This is a genomic window from Reyranella sp. GW821-FHT14A01 (genome assembly GCF_058803965.1).
In genome coordinates, this window is sequence record NZ_JBXAPM010000004.1 from 38,824 (window position 1) to 61,992 (window position 23,169).

Below are 23,169 nucleotides of genomic sequence, written 5' to 3' on the forward strand. Positions count from 1 at the left end.
TGCAATCTGCGGTTCGGGGAAGGGCGGAGCCATGCCTGCTCAACGGGTGGCGGCGGCGTTCGTTAACGAGGAGCTGCAATCAATGTCGACCTCATATCACTCGCTCGCTTCCGGCAACCTCACGCAGAACTGGAGCAACGGCAGTCAGATCGCGACCAGCGACGACTGGTCGGGTGTGCCGAGCATCATGGGGTACAAGGCCGACGGGGAGGTCGACGTCAATGCCAACGCAGTCGGCAACCCCGACACGTTCACCACCGGTGGCGTCACCGAATTCGTCAACATTCCCAACCCGACCGTTGCACTCAACGGATCGGGCTCGGCGCCCGCGCCCCAGCTGATCTTCTATCTCGACGCCACCGGCCGGCAGGATGTCCGCGTCCAGTTCAACGCTCGCGATCTCGACGGATCGAGCGATGATGCGGTCCAGCCCCTCACCGTGCAGTACCGAATCGGCGCGGCGGGTGCCTGGATGGAAGTCCCGGCCGGTCACTTCGCCGACGTGACGACCGGCGGCACGGCCACGCAGGTGACGGCCGTCGACCTGACTCTGCCGGCCAACGCCAACAACCAGGCGCAGGTCGAAGTCCGCGTCGCGACCATCAACGCCGGCGGCAACGACGAATGGGTAGGCATCGACGACATCCACATCTCCAGCACCGCCGCCAACACGCCGATCGATCTCTCGACCTATGTCCTGGTTGGGCGATACGACCTGCCGGAGCCGACGCGGACCGACGCTCCCGCCGGCAGCGTGCTCGCCCAGGAAGTCTCGGGCGTGACGTACAACTGGGACACCGACACGCTGTTCGTCGTCGGCGACGGCGGCACCTCGGTCGTCCAGGTGAGCAAGACCGGGCAGTTGATCAACTCGATGACCCTGGCGCCGGGCGGCAGCCCGCAAGGCACCGCGTTCTACGACCCGGAGGGGATCACCTACATCGGCAACGGCAAGTTCGTGATGACGGAAGAGCGCGACCGGCAGGCGGTCGAGTTCACCTACGCCGCCGGCACCGTGCTCCAACGCGGCGACGCGCGAACCGTCGACCTCGGCACCTTTGTCCAGAATATCGGCCTCGAAGGCCTCACCTATGACCCCTCGACCGGCGGATTCATCTTCGTCAAGGAGTCGGGTCCGGAGGGAATTTTCCAGACCGCCATCGACTTCGTCGCCGGCACCGCCACCAACGGCTCGGCGAGCACCGAGAATTCCGTCAATCTTTTCGACCCGGCTCTGGCCGGCCTGGCTGATTTCGCCGACGTCTTCGCCCTGTCGAACCTGCCGTCCCTGAATGGAACGTCGCAGGCGAGCCACCTGCTCGTGCTGAGCCAGGAAGACGGCAAGATCGTCAACGTCGACCGCGCCGGCAACGTCCACAGCTCGCTCACCATCGTTTCCAATCCAGGCAATCCGCTGTCGGTCCCGGCCCAGCAGCACGAGGGCCTGACCATGGATCGTGATGGCAATCTGTATGTCGTCAGCGAAAATGGCGGTGGCGACTTCGATCATCCGCAGATCTGGATCTATGCGCCGTCGTCGGCCGCCAACCAGGCGCCGACCGTCGTCGCCCTGAACAACCAGACCAACACGCTGCCGGAGAACTCCAACACGACGGCCCGGATCAAGGTGGCGGATGTGGCCGTCACGGACGACGGGCTGGGAACGAACGAACTGACCGTGACCGGCGCCGACGCCGCGTTCTTCGAGGTCGACAGCAACGGCCTGTACATCAAGGCCGGCACGACCCTCGATTTCGAAGCAAAGTCGAGCTACTCGGTCACGGTCAACGTCGATGACGCCGTCCTGGGCGATTCGCCGGACGCGACCGCGTCGTTCACGCTCAATCTCACCGATATCGTGAACGAAGGTCCCGTCGCGCCGACCCTCTACGTCTCGGAAGTGGCACCCTGGTCGAGCGGAAACAGCCCCGCTGCGCTGGGGGCCGACTGGTTCGAGATCACCAATGGCGGCACGAGCGCCATCGACATCACCGGCTGGGAGATGGACGACAGCTCGGCGAGCTTCGCCTCGGCGGTCGCACTCAGCGGCATCACCTCCATCGGAGCCGGCGAGTCGGTGATCTTCCTCGAAGTCGCCGATGTGGCACAGTTCGCGGCCAAGAAGGCTGCCTTCCTGGCGACCTGGTTCGGCTCCAACCCGCCCGCCAACCTTCAGATCGGCAGCTACAGCGGCGGCGGCGTCGGCCTCAGCACGGGCGGCGATGCGGTCAACATCTACAACGCCGCAGGCGTCCTTCAGACGGGCATCACCTTCGGGGCTTCGCCTGCCGGCCCGTCCTTCCCGACGTTCGACAATTCGGTCGGCCTGAACAACACGGCGGTCTCGGATCTGAGCGAAGCGGGCGTGCACTCGGCCTTCGTCGCTTCCGGCGATGCGAACGAGATCGGCTCGCCGGGCACGGTCGGCAAGGTCTTCATCTCGGAAGTGGCGCCCTGGTCGAGCGGAAACAGCCCCGCTGCCTTGGCGGTCGACTGGTTCGAGGTCACCAACAGCAGTGCCTTCGCCGTCGACATCACCGGCTGGAAGATGGACGACAATTCAGGTTCGTTCGCGGCCTCGGTGGCGCTGAGCGGCGTCACCTCCATCGGCGCCGGCGAGTCGGTGATCTTCCTCGAGGTCGCCAATGCCGCGGATTTCGCGGCCAAGAAGGCAGCCTTCCTGTCGACCTGGTTCGGCTCGAACCCGCCTGCCAACCTGCAGATCGGCAGCTACGGCGGCAGCGGGGTCGGTCTCGGAACCGGCGGCGATGCCGTGAACCTCTACAACAGCGCCGGCGCTCTGCAGGCGACCGTGGCTTTCGGCGCGTCCCCCGGCGGCCCGTCTTATGCGACGTTCGACAATACGTCTGGTGCGACCGGCGCACCGACGCCGATCTCGCAGCTCAGTGCAACCGGCGTCAACGGCGCGCACGTTGCCGCGGGTGACGCGGCCGAGATCGGTTCGCCCGGTCAGATCGCCGCCGTCGCCGACACGACGGCACCGACGCTGTCCTCCTCGTCTCCCGCCGACAATGGCACGGGCGTGGCGGCTTCCGCCGACATCGTCCTGAACTTCAGCGAGGCCGTGAAGGCCGGCACTGGCGACATCACCATCACGAACGGCGCGGGCGACGTGCGCACCATCACGATGGGCACCAACGATGCAGACGGCACCGTCACCATCACCGGCAATCAGGTCAAGATCGACCTCGCCACCGACCTGGCGTCCGGCACCCACTACGATGTGGTCGTGGCGGCCGGCGCCATCGAGGACATGGCCGGCAACGACTTCGCGGGCATTGCGGCCAACGCGCTCGATTTCGCCACCGCCGCTCCGCCGCCCGCACTCACCGGCATCTACACCATCCAGGGCGCCGGCCATCAGTCGGCCCTGGCCGGCACGACCGTGACGACCCGCGGCGTGGTGACGGCCATCGATAGCAACGGCTTCTACATCCAGGACGCCGCCGGCGACGGCAATGCCGCGACGTCGGACGCCATCTTCGTCTTCACCGGCGGTGCGCCCTCGGTCACCAAGGGCCACCTCGTCGAGGTACAGGGCACCGTGACGGAATTCATCCCGTCCGGTGCTCCCGTGGGCAGCCTCTCGATCACCGAGCTCACCTCCCCGGTCGTGACCGACATGGGCGTCGGCCCGGCTATCACGGCCGTGCAGATCGGCGGCAGCGCCGGTCTGAAGCCGCCGACCTCGAATCTCGACGATGACGGCCTCACCACCTTCGATCCGGTCAACGACGGCATCGATTTCTACGAGGCCCTCGAGGGCATGGTGGTCACGGTCAAGGCGCCGGTCGCCGTCAGCCCGACCAACAGCTTCGGCGAGATCTTCACCATCGTCGACAACGACGACGATCCCGCCAACGGCCTGAACACCAACAGCCCGAGCGCGAATGGCGGCGTGATCGTCACCGGCGGCGATCCGTCGTTCGGCAACACCAACACGGTGGGCGGCGACTTCAACCCGGAGCGCATCCAGATCGACGACGACAGCGGCATCCTCGCCGGCTTCGTCACCCCGGGCGTCAATGTCGGTGCCCAGCTCAGCGACATCAAGGGTGTCGTGAGCTACGCGTTCGGCCAGTACGAGGTGGTGGCGACAGAGGCCTACACCGTGACGTCGCCCGGCACGCTCGCGCCCGAGACGACGTCGCTCGTGGGCACGTCCAGCCGCCTGACCGTCGCCAACTACAATATCGAGAACCTCGACCCCGCCGACGGCGCTGCAAAGTTCGGCGCGCTGGCGCAGCAGATCGTGAACAACCTGAAGGCGCCGGACATCCTGTGCCTGCAGGAGGCGCAGGACAATAACGGCCCGACCAACGATGGCGTCACCTCGGCCTCGACCACCTTGCAGATGCTGGTCGACGCCATCAACGCCGCCTCGGGCGGCACGGTGCAGTACGCCTTCCAGGACAATCCCTTCATCGGCGACGACCTGAACGGCGGCGAGCCCGGCGGCAATATCCGCAATGCCTATCTCTACCGCGTCGACCGCGGCGTCGACCTGATCGAAAGCTCGCTGCGCACCATCGATGCCAACGGCGCAGCCACGACCGTCGTCGGCGGCAATGCAGCGGCGGACCATCCCTTCTTCGCCTCGCGCCCGCCCCTGGTCGCGGACTTCACCTTCAACGGCCAGACGATGACGATCGTCAACAACCACTTCTCCTCGAAGTCGGGCAGCGGGGCGCTGATGGGCACCCAGCCGCCGTTCGACTCGGCCGAGGATGCGCGCGCCGAGCAGGCGCAGGCCGTCAACACCTTCGTCGACTCGCTGCTGGCCGCCAATTCGGACGCCCGCGTCGTGGTGGCGGGTGATCTGAACGAATTCGAGTTCGAGGAGCCGATGGCGGTCCTCCAGGGCACGGCCACCTATCAGGACGGCGCGGACGCCAACACCCTGCCGGAATACACGGTGGGCGGCTCCGCCGTGCTCGACTCGATGGCCGACATGCTGCCGGTCGACGAGCGCTACGACTATGTCTTCGACGGCAACTCGCAGTCGCTCGACCAGATGTACGTGACCGATGCCGCCCGCGCCAATGCGCAGTACGACATCGTTCACATCAACGCCGAATTCGCCAACCAGGCCAGCGACCATGATGCCCTGGTAGCCAGCTTCGACATGTCGTCCCCGGTCTCGACCACGCCGACCGGTGAGATCTCCTTCGAAGTCGCGGGTTCGCTCACCCTGGCCGGCGCGGAAATCTCGGCCTTCGATGCCGGGAGCGACCGCCTGTTCACGACCTCGAACGTCGGGCTGCAGGTCGTCGACCTGTCCGATCCCGAGGCGCCCACGTTGATCACCACGGTCGACTTCAAGACCCTGGGCTTCGCCACCACCGATATCACCAGCGTCGCGGTGAAGAATGGCATCGTGGCCGTCGCCCTGCCGGCCGCCGACAAGCAAATGCCGGGCAAGGTGGTGTTCCTGAACGCCGCCGACCACTCGTTGATCGGTTCGGTCAATGTCGGCTCGCTGTCCGACATGCTGGTCTTCACCGCCGACGGGAAGAAGATCCTGGTGGCCAACGAGGGCGAGGTCGCCGTCGACGGCACCGACAACGCTCCCGGCTCGGTCAGCATCATCGACATCACGAATGGCGTCGCCGCAGCCACGGTCCAGACCGCGACCTTCGACAGCTTCAATGGCCAGGAGGACGCGCTGCGCGCCGAAGGCGTGCGCATCTTCGAGGGCCGGTCGGTCTCGATGGATGTCGAGCCCGAATACATCGCGATCTCGCCGGACGGCACCAAGGCGATGGTGACCCTGCAGGAGGCCAATGCGGTGGCCATCCTCGACCTCGCCACGGCGACCTTCACTGACATCGTGCCGCTCGGCCTCAAGGACTGGACCGGCCTGCAGATCGACGTCAGCGACCGCGACGGCCCCAATGGCACGACGTCGGCCAACCCGATCACCGACTCGCACCTGTTCGGCATGTACATGCCGGACGCCATCGCCAGCTACTCGGTGGGCGGCCAGGCCTTCTACGTGATGGCCAACGAGGGTGACAATCGCGACGACTTCCTCGACCCGAACGAGACCATCCGCGTCGGCTCGGACGCCTACGATCTCGACGACGCGCTGTTCCCCGACGAGGCCGCACTGAAGGAAAACGGGGAGCTCGGCCGCCACACCGTCTCCAACGCTCCGGGCCTGCGCGGCGACACGGACGGCGATGGCGACATCGACCAGATCCTGACCTATGGCGGCCGGTCATTCTCCATCGTCGACTCGGCGGGCAACCGCGTGTTCGACAGCGCCGACGTGATCGAGCGCATCATCGTCGAGCAATTCCCCGATCTGTTCGACGACACGCGCAGCGACGACAAGGGCGCCGAGCCGGAGGGCATCACCATCGGCGTCGTCGGCGGCCAGACCTACGCCTTCGTCGCCCTCGAGCGCTCGAACATCACTTTGGCCTTCGACATCACCGATCCGGCCAATGTCAGCTACGCCGGTGCCGCCTCCAATGCCGGCGACCTCAGCCCCGAAGGCCTGCTGTTCATCCCGGCAGCGGACTCGCCCAGCGGCAAGGACCTGCTGGTCAGCAGCAACGAGGTGAGTGGCACCGTCACGATCTTCGAGGTCAACCCGCCGGCGCCGTTCACCCTGCAGCTCCTGCATCTCTCCGACGGCGAGGCGGGTCTGCTGGCCGGCGACACCGCTCCCAACCTAGCGGCGCTGGTCGATGCCTTCGACGGCGACTACGGCAACACGCTGATCGTGTCGGGCGGCGACAACTTCCTGCCGGGCCCGTTCGTCAATGCCGGTGCGGATCCCTCGCTCAACAGTGTGCCGGGCATCGGCGCCACGGCCGCCGCGCGTCCCGACATCGCGATCCTGAACGCACTCGGTGTCGAGACCTCGACCATCGGCAACCATGAGTTCGACCTCGGCTCGACGGTCTTCCGCGACGCCTTCACGCCGTCCGGTGCATGGGTCGGCGCCCAGTTCGCCTACCTCTCGTCGAACCTCGACTTCTCGGGCGATAGCGCGCTCGCGCCGCGCTATGTCAACACGGTGGACGGCAACCCCGAGACGCCGATCGCCGACGCCAGCACCCTGAAGGGCAAGATCGCTCCGGCGGCGGTGGTCACCAAGGGTGGCGAGAAGATCGGCATCGTCGGCGCCACGACGCAGCTCATCGAAAACATCTCCTCGCCCAACGGTACCGAGGTCAAGGGCTTCCCGACCGGCGCCGGCCCCAATGGCGAAGCCGACAACATGGATCTGCTGGCGGCGCAGCTTCAGCCGATCATCGATGAGATGATCGCCAGCGGCATCAACAAGATCATCGTGACCTCGCACCTGCAGCAGATCGCGAACGAGCAGCTCCTCGCGACCAAACTGAAGGGCGTCGACATCATCCTCTCGGCGGGCTCGAACACCCGCCTGGGCGATGCCGACGACGAGGCGGCGGCCTTCCCGGGCCACGAGGCGAGCTTCGACGGCACTTACCCGATCGTCACCCAGGGCATCGACGGCAAGACCACGCTGATCGTCAACACCGACGGTGAGTACACCTATCTCGGCCGCCTGGTCGTCGACTTCGACGCCAATGGCGACATCATCCTGGGCAGCCTCGCCGAGAATGTCGGTATCAACGGTGCCTATGCTTCGACCACGGAGAACGTGGCCGAGGCGTGGGGCGTGGACGAGGACGAGCTGGACACGACGGCCTTCGCCGAGGGCACCAAGGGCGATCAGGTGCGCGACATCACCGAGGCGGTCGATGCCATCATCGCGTCCAAGGACGGCACGATCTACGGCTTCACCGACGTGTACCTCGAAGGCGAGCGGGCCTTCGTCCGCTCGCAGGAAACCAACCTCGGCAACCTGTCGGCCGACTCCGGCATCTATGCCGTCAAGAAGGCGCTGGGCGATGCCGCCGATGACCTATTCATCGTCGGCCTGCGCAACGGTGGCGGCATCCGTGCCCAGATCGGTTCGGTCGACGACGACGGCAACAAGGTCGCGCCGATCGCCAACCCCGACGCGGACAAGCCCGACGGTGGCGTCTCGCAGCTCGACGTCGAGAACGCGCTGCGCTTCGACAACAAGACGATGGTGTTCGACACAGACGCGGCGGGCCTCAAGGCCATCCTCGAGCACGCCGTGGCGGTGGGGCCCGGCGACGGCCGCTTCGCCCAGGTCGGCGGCTTGCGCTTCTCCTACGACCCGGACATGGCCGCCGGCTCGAAGGTGATAAACATCTCTCTGGTTGACGAGAACGGCGTCGTGATCCGGCGTGTGCTGGAGAACGGCGTGGTGTCGGACGAGGCGCCGGACGTGATCACCGTCTCGACGACGTCCTTCACCGCCAACGGCGGCGACACCTATCCGATCAAGGCCAACGGCAGCAACTTCCGGTTCCTGCTGAACAACGGCACCCTGGGCATGCCGGTCGACGAGGCGCTCAACTTCACGGCCCCGGAGAATATCCCGGCCGATGCGCTGGGCGAGCAGGACGCCTTCGAGGCCTACATGCAGGCCCGCTACGGGAACGTGGACAAGGCCTACGACCTGGCCGATACGTCGCAGGCGGACGACATGCGCATCGAGAACCTGAACGTCCGGGCCGACGGCGTGCATGGTGCTTCGGCGCCGGGCGGCACCGGCGACGACCATGTCACCGGCACGGGGGCCATCGACAACCTGATGGCTGGTGCGGGCGATGACAGCATGAGCGGCGGCGCGGGCGCCGACGTGATGGACCTCGGCACCGGCGCCGACACGGTGCGCGACGGCCTGTCCGACCTGGCGGGCGATCGCATCTCCGGCTTCGGTCTCACCGACATGTTGGACATCGACGATGCGTTCATCGGCCGTACCAACCTCAGCGTCATCAAGACCGCCGACGGTGCGACGCTCAGCGCCGGCGGGTCGAGCTTCCATCTGGTCGGCGATTTCGCCGCCGGCGACTTCCTGGCGGTGGCGCGCGGCATCGGCATCGATGCCCACACGACCGTCACCTTCGAACGCTACCTGCCGACCCTGTCGGAAGGCGTGCGGGTCAACCCGGCCCTGATCAACGGTATCGCCAGCGAGGAATTCCTCACGGGCGACGGCAATGTCGAGTTCACCCTGACCATGCAGTCCGCCACGTCCGAGTACAGGAACAGCCTCGGCACCTACATGGTGGCGGCGGACGGCACGATCTCCGATGTCCGGATCCTCTTCAGCAACACGCTGGGTGCCGGCTCGGCGACGGTGAATCTCGGCAAGCCCGATGCCAACGAGAAGATCGGCTTCTTCCTGATCCAGGACGGCGCCGACGCCTACGGCAACCTGCCGAACAACCTGTCCTTCGTCGATCCGGGCACGATGAATGTGTCCGACCTCGACAACGGACTGGCGCCGGCGCTGCGCAGCGCAACCCTGGGACAGCTGAGCAGCGCGCAGATCTTCCACTCGTTCTCGACGCTCAATCCGGGCGACGCGAACCAGTCGCTGTCCGGTATCTCGACGAACGGCCGCGAGCTGCTTATCGGCTTCGAGGATCAGTTGGTCACGTCGGGTGACAACGACTTCCAGGATGTCGTGTTCAGCATCCGGGTGAACACCGACAACCTGCTGAACGTCTGACGTGTGAAGGGCGGCGATGCCGAGGGTTTCGACCTCGGCATCGTCGTCTCCAATTGCGCGGGAATGAGATATCGTCCTCGGTCACGCATCTATTGCTGACCGAGAGACGGAAATGACCGAGCCGCTGATTCCTCAACGCCCGACCTGGTGCGAAATCGACCTGTCGGTCGTGAAGGAAAACCTTGTCCTGTTGCGCGAGATGGTGGGCCCCGGGGTCGCCATCTTCGTTTGTCTCAAGGGTGATGCCAGCGGCTGCGGCGACGTTGCCGTCGGCCGCGCCGTGCAGGACGCGGCCGTCGCCAGTGTCGCGGGCCTGGCTTTCGGCAATCTCGACCGCGCGGTCGCCGCGCGTGACGCCGGGATAAGGTTGCCGATCCTGCTGTACCCGACATGCCTGCCCGAGGCGGCGCCGTTCCTGGAACGGCATGATTTCATGCCGACGCTATCGACCCTGGCGGAGGTGGCGGCCTGGTCGCACCATGCGACCTCGCTGAAGGTCCACCTGAAGCTCGATGGCGGCGGCTTCCGGGCCGGCGCCTTGCCCCATGACGCCGCCGCGGTCGCGCAGGCCATCGCCGCCAGTCCGACCTTGCAGCTCGCGGGCGTCTACGGCCATCCCATGACGTCCTACGGCCCGGTCGACGCCGGTTACACCGACGCACAGATCGCCTCCTGCCTTGCCGCATTCGACGCCATTGCCAAAGCCGGCATCGAGGCGCCGATCCGCATGCTCTCGAGCTCGGCGATCATCCTCAGCAATCCGGAGGCCGATCTCAACGCCGTCGATCCCGGCCGGCTCATCCTGGGCCACGGCTTTCCCGCAGCCGCCGGACGCGAGCGACCGTGGCGCAATGCGCTGGTGGGCCTGCGCAGCCGCCTGGTCATGGTGAAATCGTTGGCCGATCCGGGCGATGTGATGCCGGCGCCGTTCCTGCCGCTGCGTCCTGGCATGCGCCTCGGCCTGATCCCCTATGGCTGGAGCGATGGATTTCCGCGGCGCATGCCGGGGGCCGCCACGGCCCTCGTGCGCGGCCGCCGCGTTCGCCTCCTGGGACCAACCCATTCCGAGCTGATCCGCGTCGACCTCACCGACGCTCCCGAAGCCCAGCTCGGCGACGAGGTGGTTCTCCTCGGGCGCTCGGGCGGCGAGGAGATCACCTTGCAGGAGCTCGCCCAGCAATGGGGCGTCGATGTCTCGTCCCTGTATCCCCAGGTCGCCAAATCGATCCGTCGGGAATATGTCGGGTCGGGCAATCGCTGAGAAGCGTCAGCTATACGAGGTTCCGTTCGGCGACTGATTCTGGAACGGCTGGTTCTGGAACGATTGATCCTGGAACGGCTGATCCTGGAACGGTTGATTCTGATAAGGCTGGTTCTGGAACGTCTGACTCTGGAAGGGCGGATCCTGATAGGGCTGGTTCTGCAATCCCTGGCCCTGCAGGGGCTGAGCCTGGTGCCCCTGGGGCAGGAACGCTTCCTGGACGCGGCGCATCCGGGACTCCGTCGGCGGATAGCCGCTGGCGGCCATCACATCCTGTATGACCTGCCAGCTCGTCTCGCGCTGTTGCGCGTCCTCGGGCAGGAGGAGGGGCAGGGCCTCGATGGCGCGCTCCTCGTCGAGGCGCAGCAGCATATGCTGGTCGCGGACCAGCTTCTTCATCTCTGCGCCGGACAGCTGCTCGTTCGTCGGATCGAGGCGGCGCACCGCCTGCAGGACGGAGTAGCCGCGCTCGTCGGTGGTGCCCTGGTCCATCCGCAGATAGGCGATCGCCCGGATGACGGCGGCGGCCACGCCACCGGCCTCGAACTGCTCGTCGAGCTCGGCCCGCCGCTCGGCGATGACCGTGTCGCGCGCCAGGTCGCGCGTGGCCGCTTTCGGCCGGTCCTGGGCGTCGATGCCGGCCATCGCCTGGAGGAGCGGAGAGCCATAGGTCGCCAGGAACATCGCCTCGGTCGTTGCATCGCGCACGGTCTGGTAGTTCTGCCAGCAGCTTGCGATCCAGGAGGAGGTGGCTTTTTCCCAGGCGCGCAGCGGATTGTCGTCGGCGACCGGCCGGCGGTCGGCGCGGACGGCGGTCGCCAGCGACTGGATCGGCGAGGCTGCGGGGTTGCGGTCCGAGAGGGCCGCGAAGCGCAGGCGGTTGGGATGCGCCTCGCGCAGCCGATCCGCCGACTGTTCGGTGGTCGCGGCCTTCACGACCGGCTGCAGGAACGTGCGATAGAGGGCCTTGTTGACCTCCGAGACCCGCGCTGCCGTGGCAAAGCAGCGTTCGTCCTCGGCGCTGTTGGTGCCGAGCGCGCGGATGTCGTCGAGCTTGCGGGCTTCCAGGCTGAACAGGTGCTTGCCGTGCAGCAGGCCGGGATTCACCGTGTTGTCGTCGGTATCGGTGATCACCGCTTCGTAGAGGCCCGGCGGCAGAAGGTCGATCATCTCCATGCAGGAGGCGAACTCGGCATGTTCGCGCGTCGCGACCTGGCCCGAGACGAAGATGCCGAGATGGCCGACCGTCTTGTGCAGCGTATAGACGATGGTCTGCCCGTTCTCGACGATGTCGTCGTCCCTTTCGTAGAGGTCCAGGATCCAGTCCAGCGCCTGCTGCGGCGGAGTGATGTTGTCGCCCCACGAGCAGAGCACGACGATGGGGGAGCGCACGTTGCGCAGGTCGACGCGGATGCCGTCCGTCGTGCGGATCTCGCCTGAGGTCAGCTTGTTGCCGACGAACAGATTGTCGGCGATCCATTGCATCTCGCCGGCGTTGAGCAGCACCGGATTGCCCCACCAGGTCTCGAAGTCGAGGAAGCGCGGCGCCTCGGTATCGACCTTGGAATAGAGGTTGTAGCCCTTCTGCCAGAAGGTGTTGGCGGGATTGAGCGATTCGAAGTTGGCGATCAGGTTGGCGCCGTCGAAGATGCCCTTGCCGAGATCGCCCGAGAGCGCGGTGACCCAGGTTCCGCCCATGGTGCCGCCCAGGTAGCGCAGCGGATTGCGGCCGTGCACGCCCGCCCAGTAGGAGAGCGGCGCGCCGGCCAGCACGATCGGCCCGAAGATCTCGGGCCGGATCGCGGCCGTCATCATGATCTGCCATCCCGCCTGGCAGTTCGCGACGACGACCGGCTTGCCGTCGGCATCGGGATGCAGGCCGGCCACCACCTCGACGAATGCGGCCTCGGCGGCGCAGACATCCTCGATGGTCTGTCCCGCGACGGGTTCCGGCAGGAAGCTCACGAAATAGCATTCATGGCCCGCCGCGAGCGCCACGCCGATCTCGCTCTCCTGGCGCATGCCGCCGATGCCCGGCCCGTGCCCGGCACGCGGATCGACCACGATGAAAGGCGCCTTTTCGGGATCGACCACCGTGCCGGCGGGCGGAATGATGCGCACCAGCATGTAGTTGACCGGCCGCGCCAGCAGCCTTCCGTCGCGGATCAGCTCGAACTCGAAGCCCAGCACGTTGGGGGCGATCTTGTTCGACTGCTCGAAGAAGGTGTTTCCGCGCTGGCGCAGCGCGTCGAGCGTCAGGATGGAACGCTGCCATGCGTCGATCCAGTAATCGCCGATGAAGCCGAAATTGGGCGTGGCGGACATGATGCAACTCCTGGGTCAATGACGTCCCCAAGTGTCACACCGCCCTGCTACAGCGATGTGAACCGCCTTGTGTCCGGTATCCGACTTGTCCGGTACTCGACTTGCCGCGCGCGCCGAACGTCTTACTGTCCGTGCATGATCTCCCGCAGAGCCCTCCTTTCCGGCCTCGCCGCGACGACGGCCGCCGGATGCACGCCCATCCAGCCCGTATCGACCGCCATGCCCTATCCGATCGCACCGCCGCCGCCGGATCGGGCGGCGATGGGGCTGGATGCGGTCATCGACCTCAGCCGTAGCGTCACCGTCACGGATTTCCGCGCGGTTCGTCGCAGCGGCATGCTCGGCGTCATCCACAAGGCGACCGAAGGCGGCGACTATCTCGACACCGCCTATGCCGGCCGGCGTCCGCAGGCCGAGGCGGCGGGCCTGCTGTGGGGCGCCTATCATTTCGGCACGGGCCAGACTTCGGGCGCGCGGCAGGCGGCGTACTTCCTCTCCGTTGCTCGGCCCGGTCCGCGCACCTTGCTGGCGCTTGATCTCGAGGCCAACGAGAACAACCCGCGTAACTCGATGCGGGTCGACCAGGCCGAGGAGTTCGTGCAGGCCGTCGCCGCGGCGACCGGACGGCTGCCGATCGTCTATGTGCATCCGACCTGGGCCAACGGCGAGCCGCTGCCGACGTCTGGTCTGAGCCTCGGCGCCCGCATCACGCCGGACTCGATCCTGGCGCGCTGCGGCCTGTGGATCGCCGACTATCACGATTCACCTGAAATCCCCTTCGCCTGGGAAACGACCGGCTGGCGCCTCTGGCAATATGCCGGCGACGAGAGCGTGGGCAAGCCGGCTTACAACCAGACCAACATCGTGCAGGGCGTCAGCCACTGCGACCGCAACCTGTTCAATGGTGACGCGACTGAACTGCAGCGGTTCTGGAGTGCCAGCTAGGCCAGATTTAACGTCGCTTAACCTGTGTTGGTCGGTCGGGAGTGATAGCTCTCGTCAATGCCGACGTCCCATCAGACTCTCACGCTCGACGATGCGAAGCAGATGCTGGCCGCAGCCGAGGCGCAGGCAGCAAGCTTCGGTGTTTCCTACAATATCGCGGTGGTCGATAGCGGCGGACATCTGCTGGCTTTCTTGCGTCAGGATGGCGCACTGATCGGCAGCATCGATCTCGCCATCGGCAAGGCGGTGACGGCGCGCATCTTCGACAAGACGACCGCCTATCTCGGCGAGCTGGCCGCGCCGGGAAAGCCGCTCTTCGGCATCGAACAGAGCAACGGGGGCAAGGTCGTCATCTTCGGTGGCGGCATTCCCGTCATCGTTGATGGAAAGGTCATCGGCGCAGTGGGCGCCAGCGCCGGAACCGTCGAGCAGGACATCGCGGTCGCGCAAGCCGCAGTCAGCGCGATCGCTTCGGCGTGAGCGCATGAGACGCCTGCCGTTTTACCTCATTTAACCAAGCGCTTCAGAATCGCTGCGATACAAGCAACAGGGACACGCCACCGAACTCTTGGTCGCCAAGACTGGTCGCTGCCTGTCACCGGAAATCAGCTCAACAACACAGGAAGGTCGTGCACATGAAGGCCGCTCGCATCCACGAATATGGCAAGCCCGTCGTCCTCGAGGACATTCCGGTTCCGGACATCCAACCGGACGAGATCCTGGTCCAGGTGAAAGCGTGCGGCATGTGCCGGTCGGACGCACAGCTCATCGACGGCTACTTCCGTCCCTTCGCCGACATCCCGACGCCGATCACGATCGGTCATGAGATCTCGGGCGTGGTGTCGAAGATCGGCAAGGACGTTCCGAAGAAAGCGGGCTTCGCGCAAGGCGATTCCGTCGGCGTGGCGCCGGGCTGGGGTGACGGCGTGTGCCGCCACTGCCTCGTGGGCAATACGCATATCTGCGCGAACGTTCGCTGGCCGGGCTTCGGACCTTATGGCGGCTTCGCTGAGTACATCCCGGTGCCGGCGCGCTATCTGGTCAAGGCCGACAAGCGCCTGAAGTTCGAGCAGATCGCGCCGCTGACGGATGCCGGTCTCACGCCGTATCGCGGCATCAAGAAACTGCGCGACGCCGGCGCACTCGGACCGGACAGGGTCATCGGTGTCTTCGGCATCGGCGGACTCGGGTCCTATGCAGTCCAGTATGCGAGGCTGCTGGGCGGCGGGCCAAGGTCGTCGCCTTCGCCCGCAACGCCGACAAGCTGGCGGTCGCGAAGGAGAATGGCGCCGACCATGTGATCTCGATCAAGAACAAGACCGCGGACTCTATCGCGGCCGAACTCGAGAAGGCCGTCGGCCAGAAGGATCTCGACGCCATCATCGACTGCGCCGGCGCCACCGAAATGATGGAGCTCGCCTTCAGCCTCCTCGGGATCAGCGGGCACTATGCCAATGTCGGGCTGGTCGGCGAGCGCATCAGCGTGCCGCTGCTGCCGCGCGTGAACCGCGAGCAGACGTTCCACGGCTCCTACTGGGGCAACAATGTCGACCTCGCGGAAGTCCTGTCGTTGGCCGCCCAGGACAAGGTCCGCCACATCAGCAAGCTCTTCAAGTTCGAGCAGATCAACGAGTATCTCGACCTGATGCGGGCCGGGGATATTGTCGGTCGCGCCGTCATGAAGTGGTGAGCGAGCCGCGCGCGCGTCGCAGGACACTGTCGGCGGCCATCAGGTCGCGCGTCGTGAAGCCTTCGCGGAAGCGGCGGTAGACGGGAAGGAGGAGGCCGGTCGCCTCGTCGGATCGACCGGTTTCCAGATAGTGGGTGGCCAGATCGGTGGCGATCCGCAGTTCATAGGACAGGGCGTCGATGGCATGCGCTTCCTCGAGCGCGTCGCTGAAGAGCTTCTCCGCCCGGGCGTGCGATCCGGTCCGCCGCAGGATCTGCGCTTCGATCCGCGTCAGTTCGGGTCGGCGCAATAATACGCCCTGCTGCGCCTCGTAGCGCATCGCTTCCGCGATGGCGTCGCTGGCTTCGTCGAAACGGCCCTCGCGTATCAGGACCTCGGCGAGGGTGTTGATGAAGCCGGCGATTCCCCTGACGAAGCGGGTTTCGATCAATTCATCGATCGCGGATCGCATCCGGTCGGCAGCACCGGCTTGGCCGCGCCGGTCATCGAGTGCCGCCGCAAAGAAGCGCTGCATCGGAATCCAGTTCGCGAGCATCTCGATCTCCAGGATCGATCGCAGCCGGGTCGTGCAGTGTTCGAGGAATTCGAGATCGCCGTTCAGGAGCGAGACAGGGCAGCCGGCGAGTGCCAGGACGTTCGACTGGGAGACGAGATGGCCGGTGCTCTCGGCGGCCTCGATCGCGTCCCGCGCAACGGCTAGGCCGTAGTCGGGCCGTCCGTTCACCCAGGCGAGCATCGGGATGTAGCAGCGGATGCCGATATAGCGGTCGACCTGGAAGCCCGCCATCCGCGATCCCTTGCCGATCCGTGGATACGCCGCCGCCAGCCTTTCAAGCGTGGCCAGGGAAGCGGTCAGGTCTCCCGTAAGGGCCTTCGCCCAGGCCAGCAGGCGTTCGCCTTCCGGTGCCATGGACCAATCCTGGTGCCGGGCGCAGAGTGCCCGGAACTCCTCCAGCCGCTCGATCGTGTGCCGAATGCGTCCGACCCGTCCCAGATAGATCGCAAGCCCCGCCAGCGCCTGAAGTTCGAAAGCGAGATTGCCGGCGCGTCTCGCCAGGGCGAGGGCCGTGAGCCAGATATCCTCGATCTCGGGTACGAAGGTCCGCGCGTAGTTCATGCACCAGGCGCGGGAGATCGCGAGCTTGGCCTTGAGCAGGTCGTTGCTTCCGATCCTTTCCGCATGGTCCAGCGCGACCTCGACCCGGTTCTGGGTCTCCGACATGAGCGACTTCTCGAACCACAGCGGAATGGTGGCGACGGTCAGCCGAACGCCGAGAGCTGGATCACCCCCGTCGCCGAAGGCCCAGGCCAGCGCCGCGCGCACATCGGCAATGCGGCCGAGATAGCGCTGGGTCCAGTCGTCGCCGTCGCGCCAGCCCCATTCCGCCTCGGACTGTTCGAACAGAGCGAGGATGCGTTCGGCATGGGCGCGGCGCGATGGACCATCAAGTCCGGCTTCGAGCCGTCGCCTGGTTGCGTAGCGTCGCGTGCTGTCGAGCAGCCGATAGCGCAGGCCGGCGCCGCCCACCTGGGCGGTCAGCAGCGACTTGGCGACGAGGCCGCCCAGGCCGGTGGTGACATGGGCCGGCCGCAGCCCGGCGGGGGCGGCGACGGCGGCGATATCCTCGAGCTCGAAGGCGTCGGCGAACACCGACACCAGGCTGAAGATCGTGGCTTCGTTGGGCGACAGCAGCCGGAAGCTCCAGTCGATCGTCGCCAGCAGTGTTTCCTGACGCGGCGCCGTGCCTTGGGAGCGCGAGCGTGGAATGCTCAGATGCCGGTCGAGCATGGCCAGCAGGTCTGGCATCGTGTGATGCTCCGCTTTGGAGGCCGCCAGCTCGATCGCCAGCGGCAATCCATCGAGGGCCCGGCAGATCTGTACGACCGCGGTGCAGTCCGCATCGACGAGTTCGTAGCCCGCCCATTCCGACGCCCGGCGCGCGAACAGATCCACCGCCGGAAACCGCATGACCTCGCTCAGGGTCAGGCGTTCGCCGGGATCGGGGCAGGCGAGGGGGCCCAGCCACACGACATGTTCGGCGGAAGTGTCGAGGGCTTCGCGGCTGGTGGCGAGCAGCTTCGATTTTCCGTCGCGCGCCGAAAACACGCGGGTGAACGCTGCCACGCCCGGCAATACGTGCTCGCAGTTGTCGAGGAGGATAAGCAACCGGCGTTGTTCGAGATATCCGATGACGGCGGCGAGCGCGTCGGCCGGATCGCCGCGCAAGCCGAGCGCCGCCGCGATCGCAGCGGGAACCAGCGCAGAATCCTCGATGGTCGAGAAATCCACGAAGCAGACGCCGTCCGGGCAATGCTCCGCGAAGGCCTGCGCCGCCGCGACGGCCACGGTCGTCTTGCCGACTCCGCCGGTCCCCACCACCGTGACGTGGCGCCCGTCGTGCAAGGCCGCGAGGGTATCGGCGATGTCGCCCTCGCGGCCGACGATGTGAGGTTGCGGAGGAAGGCCGCGCATCCTTGCGGTCTCCGGCGGCGTGCTCTCGTCGGCGACACTCGCCGTGTCGGTCTGCACGGCCGACACGAACCGGTAGCCGCGACCCGCGACCGTTGCGATATAGGTCGGCTGCTTCTGCGTGTCACCCAGGGAGCGACGCAGGCTCCACATGTTGACCTTCAGGTTGCTGTCATGGACGAAGACGTTGGGCCACGCGGCGGAAACAAGTTCGTCCCTGCCGACAACTTCGCCACTGCGTTGCACCATCAGGTTCAGGAGCTCGAAGGCGCGAGCGCCCAACTGCACCCGGCGATCCCCCTGCATGAGCAACTGGCGGCTTGGGAACAGCCGGAACGGGCCAAACAGATAGACCCGCTCGCTTCCGGTGTTTGAAGGCTCTGCCATTTAACCGGTTTTAACCCGTCCACTTCGCCGCTGCCAAACGCCGGAGAGGACTTCGGGTAATCCGCTTCGCGATCCGGGTATTGTTTTCGAACTGTGACGCAGCACGCATTTTGCTTCATGCTCCCGCGTGGCGCGGGTCGCCGGAGGGATTGGGCATGCTGGCAAACGTCGGGCGCAGGGTTCTCGGTCATCTGGTCGGCGGAACGGCAGTGGCGCTGTTGGCCGCACTGCCCGGCACGGCTTCGGCGCAGAAGCCGCCCTCCACCCTGAAGGTGGTGATGCACTCCGACCTCAAGGTGATCGATCCGATCTGGGTCTCGGCGCAGATCGGGCGCACGCACGCCTATCTCGTCTATGACACGCTGTTCGCGCTCGACGCCGACCTGAAGCCGCAGCCGCAGATGGTCGACAGCTACACGGTCAGCCCGGACGGGCTGGTCTATACGTTCAAGCTGCGCGACGGCCTCACCTGGCACGACGGGGCGCCCGTGAAGTCCGAGGACTGCATCCAGTCGATCAAGCGCTGGGCCGAGCGCGACGGTGTCGGTCAGCGCCTGATGCTGCACACGCAGTCCTTCGACGTCGTCGACGACAAGACCTTCAAGCTCACGCTGAAGAATCCCTACGGCTTCGTCATCGCCTCGCTGGCCAAGCCCGGCAGCACCGTGCCCTTCATGATGCCCAAGCGCGTCTCCGATACGCCGGGCTCGCAGCAGATCAAGGAGGCCACCGGCTCGGGCCCGTGGATCTTCAAGACCGACGAGTGGAAGCCCGGCGAGAAGGTCGTCTACGTCAAGAACCCAAACTACAAGCCGCGCGCCGAGCCGCCCTCGGGCCTGGCCGGCGGCAAGGTCGCAAAGTTCGACCGCATCGAATGGCTGGCGATGCCCGATATCCAGACGGCGGCCAACGCGCTGATGACCGGCGAGATCGACGCCATCGAAGCGCTGCCCCTCGACCTGAAACCCATGGTCGAGAAGAACAAGTCGATCGCCTTCATGCGCGGCAAATATCCCGGCCAGTACACGTTCCGCCTGAACTGGCTGCATCCGCCGCTCAACAATCCGAAGATCCGCGAGGCGATCGGCTATGCGATCGACCAGCGCCCCTATCTCGAGGCCCAGATCGGCAACGAGCAGTTCTTCCAGCTCTGCAAGGCCTACTTCATCTGCAGCACGCCGCTGGCCAGCAACACGGCGATGGACGGCCGTCTCGAAGGCAACGTCGCCAAGGCGCGCGAGCTCCTGAAGGAGGCCGGCTATGACGGTACGCCACTCGTGGTGATGCACACGACCGACCTGCCGGCGCTCATGAACCTGGCACCGGTGGCGAAAGCCCAGCTCGAGCGCGCCGGCTTCAAGGTCGACATGCAGTCGATGGATTGGCAGACGACCGTGGCCCGCACCAACAAGAAGGATCCGCTGGCGCAAGGCGGCTGGAGCATCTTCCTCACCAGCTGGGGCGCGCTGGATTCGTCCGATCCGATCGTGTCGCAGAACCTCAACGCCTCCTGCGAGAAGGCGACGCCTGGCTGGCCGTGCGACAAGCGGATCGAGGAGTTGCGCGACCAGTTCGCTCTCGAAAGCGACGCGGCGAAGAAGAAGGCGATCGCCGACGAGATCCAAACCCGCGCCGTCACGCTGGGCACGCACTATCCGCTGGGCGAGTGGTACGGCCAGTTCGCCTACCGCACCAATACCTCGGGCTGGATGCCGCCGATGACGGCCATGCTGTTCTGGAACGCCGAGAAGACGCAGTAGCCGCGATTCACGGCAGGAAAGGGTCAGCCGGAATCGGCAGGCCCATGTTTTCCCGCAAGGTCGTCCCCCTGTAGTCCGGCGAGCGCAGGCCGCGGCGTCGGAGTTCCGGCACGACCAGCTCGACGAAGTCGCGCAGGCTGCGCGGCTGGACGGGCATCGACAGCATGAACCCGTCGCACGCCTTGCCGGTGTACCAATCCTCCATCATGTCGGCGACCTGGACCGGATCGCCCTTCACCATGTTGCCGCCCATCGACGGCAGGACGCGCTCATAGGTGCCGCGCACGCTCAAACCCTCGCGCATCGCCATCTCGAGCACCGAGCGGCCGATCGCGGTGCCGCCGACGCTTTCGCCCGGGCTCGCCGGCATCGGTCCGTCGAGATCGGCCTCGCTCAAGTCGAAACCCACCAGCTTCGACAGGTAGCTGACGGCAAGCGACGGCGCGATCAGCGACTGTAGTTCTGCGTAGAGGTCGTCGGCCTCGGCGCTGGTGCGGCCGACGAACACGCTGAGCGCGGGCAGGATCTTCAGCGCTTCGGGTGGGCGGTCGTATTTCGGCATGCGCCCCTTGATGTCGGCATATTCCCGCTGGGCCTGCACCTTGCTGCTGGCCGTGCCGAACAGGCCCTCGCCGCCATAGGCCGCCAGTTCCTTGCCGGCCTCCGACTGGCCGGCCATGAAGACCACGGGCTGGCCCTGCGGCGTGCGGGCGACATTGAGCGGTCCTTTGACCGCGAAATGTGCCCCGCGATGATTGGTCAAGCGCACACGCGCCGGGTCGAGATACCGTCCCGTCGCCTTGTCCTGCAGGAAGGCATCGGTTGCCCAGGAATCCCAAAGGGTGCGCACGACATCGAGGCTTTCCTGCGCCCGCGCGTAGCGCTCGAGGCGGCCCATATGCTCGTCGCGGCCGAAGTTCTTCGCATCCTCGACATATTGGGTCGTGACCAGGTTCCAGCCCGCCCGGCCGCCGCTCAGGTGATCGAGCGAAGCGAACTTGCGGGCGATGCTGAACGGTTCCTCGTAGGTGGTCGTCGCCGTGGCGACCAGGCCGATCCGGCTCGTATGCTGGGCCAGCGCCGCGAACAACGTCACCGGCTCGAACACCGCCGGACGATCGGACGGGCTGTTGGCGGCGAACAGGGCGGGCTTGTCCATCTGCCGAACGCCGTTGCCGTCGGCTAGGAACATCATGTCGAGCCCGCCGCGTTCGGCGATCTGCGCCATTTCGACCATGCATTGAAGCTGCATGGTGGTCGTCGGGAAGGAATCGCGATGACGCCAGCCGCCGAGATGGCCGCCCAGGGCGCCGCCGGTGAAGCCGAGAACCATCATGCCGCGCCGCGCTCCGCTTTTTGCGGCGCCGCATGCCACCGGCTCGGGGCATCGGGCAGGCCGAGATGGCCGCGCAGGGTGGTGGTCTCGTACTCCTTGCGGAAAATACCGCGGCGCTGCAGTTCGGGCACGACCAAGTCGACGAAATCCCTGAGGCCGGTCGGCTGGACCGGCGCCATGATGGTGAAGCCGTCGCCGGCCTTGCTCCGCCACCAATCCTCCATCTCGTCGGCGACCTGCGTCGGACTGCCCTTGAACACCGGCCCGCCCAGTGCCGGCAGCGTGCGCTGGTAGGTCTCGCGGATGGTGAGGTTGTCGCGCCTTGCCATGTCGATGATGTAGCGGCGCAGGCTGCTGCCACCCAACGTCTCTTCGGCGAGGTCGTCGAGAGGCAGCGGACCCTCGAGCGGCAGGTTCTCGAGATCGTGCACCAGCATCTTGGAGAGATAGTGCACGCCCAGCGCCGGCGAGATCAACGACTGCAGTTCCAGGTACAGCTCCTCCGCCTCGGTGGCGGTGCGGCCGGTGAAGACGCTGACGCCCGGCAGGATCTTCAGCGTGTCGGGCGAGCGGCCATAGCGCGCCATGCGGCCCTTGAGGTCGGCATAGGCGTCGATGCAATCCTGCTTGGTGGTGCCGGCGCCGAACAGCGCATCGGCATAGCGCGCCGCCAGTTCCACGCCAGGGGCGGACTGGCCGGCCATGAACACGATGGGCCGGCCCTGGGGCGTGCGCGAGATGTTCAAGGGGCCCTTCACCGTGAAATGCGGGCCGCTATGGTCGATGGGCTGCACGCGTGCCGGGTCGAGATACTGGCCGGTCGCCTTGTCCTGCGGGAAGGCGTCGTCGGCCCAGCTGTCCCACAGGGCCGCGACGACTTCGTAGAATTCCTGCGCGCGGGCATAGCGGTCCTCGCGGCCCATATGTTCGCTGCGGCCGAAGTTCAGCGCATCGCCGGCATTGGAAGCCGTGACGAGGTTCCAGCCGGCGCGGCCCTTGCTGATATGGTCCATCGAGGCGAAGCGGCGGGCGACCATCCAGGGCTCGTCATAGGTGCTGGTTGCCGTGGCGACGATGCCGACGTGCCGGGTCACCATCGAGACCGCCGAAAGCAGCGTCGTCGGCTCGAAGAAGGACGGCCGCGCCGAGGGGTGATTGGCCGCGAACAGCGCCGGGCGATCCATGTCGCGCACACCGTTGCCGTCGGCCAGGAACACGCAGTCGAACTTCCCCCGCTCGGCAATCTGGGACATCTCGATGAAGGCCTCGAGGTTCATCACCGGTCTGTCGAAGGCATCCTTGTGTCGCCAGCCGCCGAGATGGCCGCCGACGAGATTGGGAATGCAGGCGAGATGCATCATGACATCGGCTCCTGTTTCAAG

General features: G+C 66.2%; 11 protein-coding genes. 7 read left to right on the forward strand and 4 right to left on the reverse strand.

Translation table 11 applies throughout. The annotated features are described in order from the left end of the window. The first annotated feature begins 82 nt into the window (after nucleotides 1-82). Nucleotides 83-9,613 carry a choice-of-anchor I family protein gene (locus tag AC1ROX_RS09045; RefSeq protein WP_493124587.1) on the forward strand — a complete coding sequence of 3,177 codons (9,531 nt, stop codon included), beginning with the start codon at nucleotides 83-85 and terminating at the stop codon, nucleotides 9,611-9,613. Between the two features lie 112 nt (nucleotides 9,614-9,725). After that, nucleotides 9,726-10,874, forward strand: coding sequence for an alanine racemase (locus AC1ROX_RS09050; RefSeq protein WP_493124589.1), 1,149 nt, complete (start codon nucleotides 9,726-9,728; stop codon nucleotides 10,872-10,874). Between the two features lie 6 nt (nucleotides 10,875-10,880). Here the strand turns inward: AC1ROX_RS09050 and AC1ROX_RS09055 are convergent, their stop codons facing one another. Then, complete coding sequence (locus tag AC1ROX_RS09055; RefSeq protein WP_493124591.1) at nucleotides 10,881-13,199, reverse strand: DUF3141 domain-containing protein; 2,319 nt, start codon at nucleotides 13,197-13,199, stop codon at nucleotides 10,881-10,883. Nucleotides 13,200-13,334: 135 nt separating this feature from the next. Here AC1ROX_RS09055 and AC1ROX_RS09060 point away from each other — a divergent pair, with 135 nt between their 5' ends. From AC1ROX_RS09060 to AC1ROX_RS09075, 4 genes are all read left to right on the forward strand, one after another. Then, on the forward strand, nucleotides 13,335-14,144 hold the full coding sequence (locus tag AC1ROX_RS09060) for a glycoside hydrolase family 25 protein (RefSeq protein ID WP_493124593.1): 810 nt from the start codon (nucleotides 13,335-13,337) through the stop codon (nucleotides 14,142-14,144). Nucleotides 14,145-14,201: 57 nt separating this feature from the next. Continuing rightward, nucleotides 14,202-14,624, forward strand: coding sequence for a GlcG/HbpS family heme-binding protein (locus AC1ROX_RS09065; RefSeq protein ID WP_493124595.1), 423 nt, complete (start codon nucleotides 14,202-14,204; stop codon nucleotides 14,622-14,624). Between the two features lie 155 nt (nucleotides 14,625-14,779). Next, entirely contained in the window at nucleotides 14,780-15,445 is a 666-nt protein-coding gene (locus tag AC1ROX_RS09070) for an alcohol dehydrogenase catalytic domain-containing protein (protein WP_493124597.1), read from the forward strand. Continuing rightward, nucleotides 15,409-15,834: a zinc-binding dehydrogenase gene (locus AC1ROX_RS09075; RefSeq protein WP_493125325.1), complete on the forward strand. Its 426-nt coding sequence runs from the start codon at nucleotides 15,409-15,411 to the stop codon at nucleotides 15,832-15,834. Before AC1ROX_RS09070 ends, AC1ROX_RS09075 begins: the two co-directional genes overlap by 37 nt. Here the strand turns inward: AC1ROX_RS09075 and AC1ROX_RS09080 are convergent. After that, nucleotides 15,821-18,691: an ATP-binding protein gene (locus AC1ROX_RS09080; RefSeq protein WP_493124599.1), complete on the reverse strand. Its 2,871-nt coding sequence runs from the start codon at nucleotides 18,689-18,691 to the stop codon at nucleotides 15,821-15,823. The genes AC1ROX_RS09075 and AC1ROX_RS09080 overlap by 14 nt on opposite strands. Nucleotides 18,692-18,846: 155 nt before the next feature. On the opposite strand from AC1ROX_RS09080, the gene AC1ROX_RS09085 reads away from it, so the two are divergent. Continuing rightward, nucleotides 18,847-20,451 (forward strand): ABC transporter substrate-binding protein, encoded by a 1,605-nt coding sequence (locus AC1ROX_RS09085; RefSeq protein ID WP_493124601.1) that lies wholly within the window; start codon nucleotides 18,847-18,849, stop codon nucleotides 20,449-20,451. A gap of 7 nt (nucleotides 20,452-20,458) precedes the next feature. Here the strand turns inward: AC1ROX_RS09085 and AC1ROX_RS09090 are convergent, their stop codons facing one another. Then, nucleotides 20,459-21,787, reverse strand: coding sequence for an LLM class flavin-dependent oxidoreductase (locus AC1ROX_RS09090; RefSeq protein ID WP_493124603.1), 1,329 nt, complete (start codon nucleotides 21,785-21,787; stop codon nucleotides 20,459-20,461). Then, on the reverse strand, nucleotides 21,784-23,148 hold the full coding sequence (locus AC1ROX_RS09095; protein ID WP_493124605.1) for an LLM class flavin-dependent oxidoreductase: 1,365 nt from the start codon (nucleotides 23,146-23,148) through the stop codon (nucleotides 21,784-21,786). The genes AC1ROX_RS09090 and AC1ROX_RS09095 overlap by 4 nt, the downstream gene beginning before the upstream one ends. Nucleotides 23,149-23,169 lie beyond the last annotated feature (21 nt).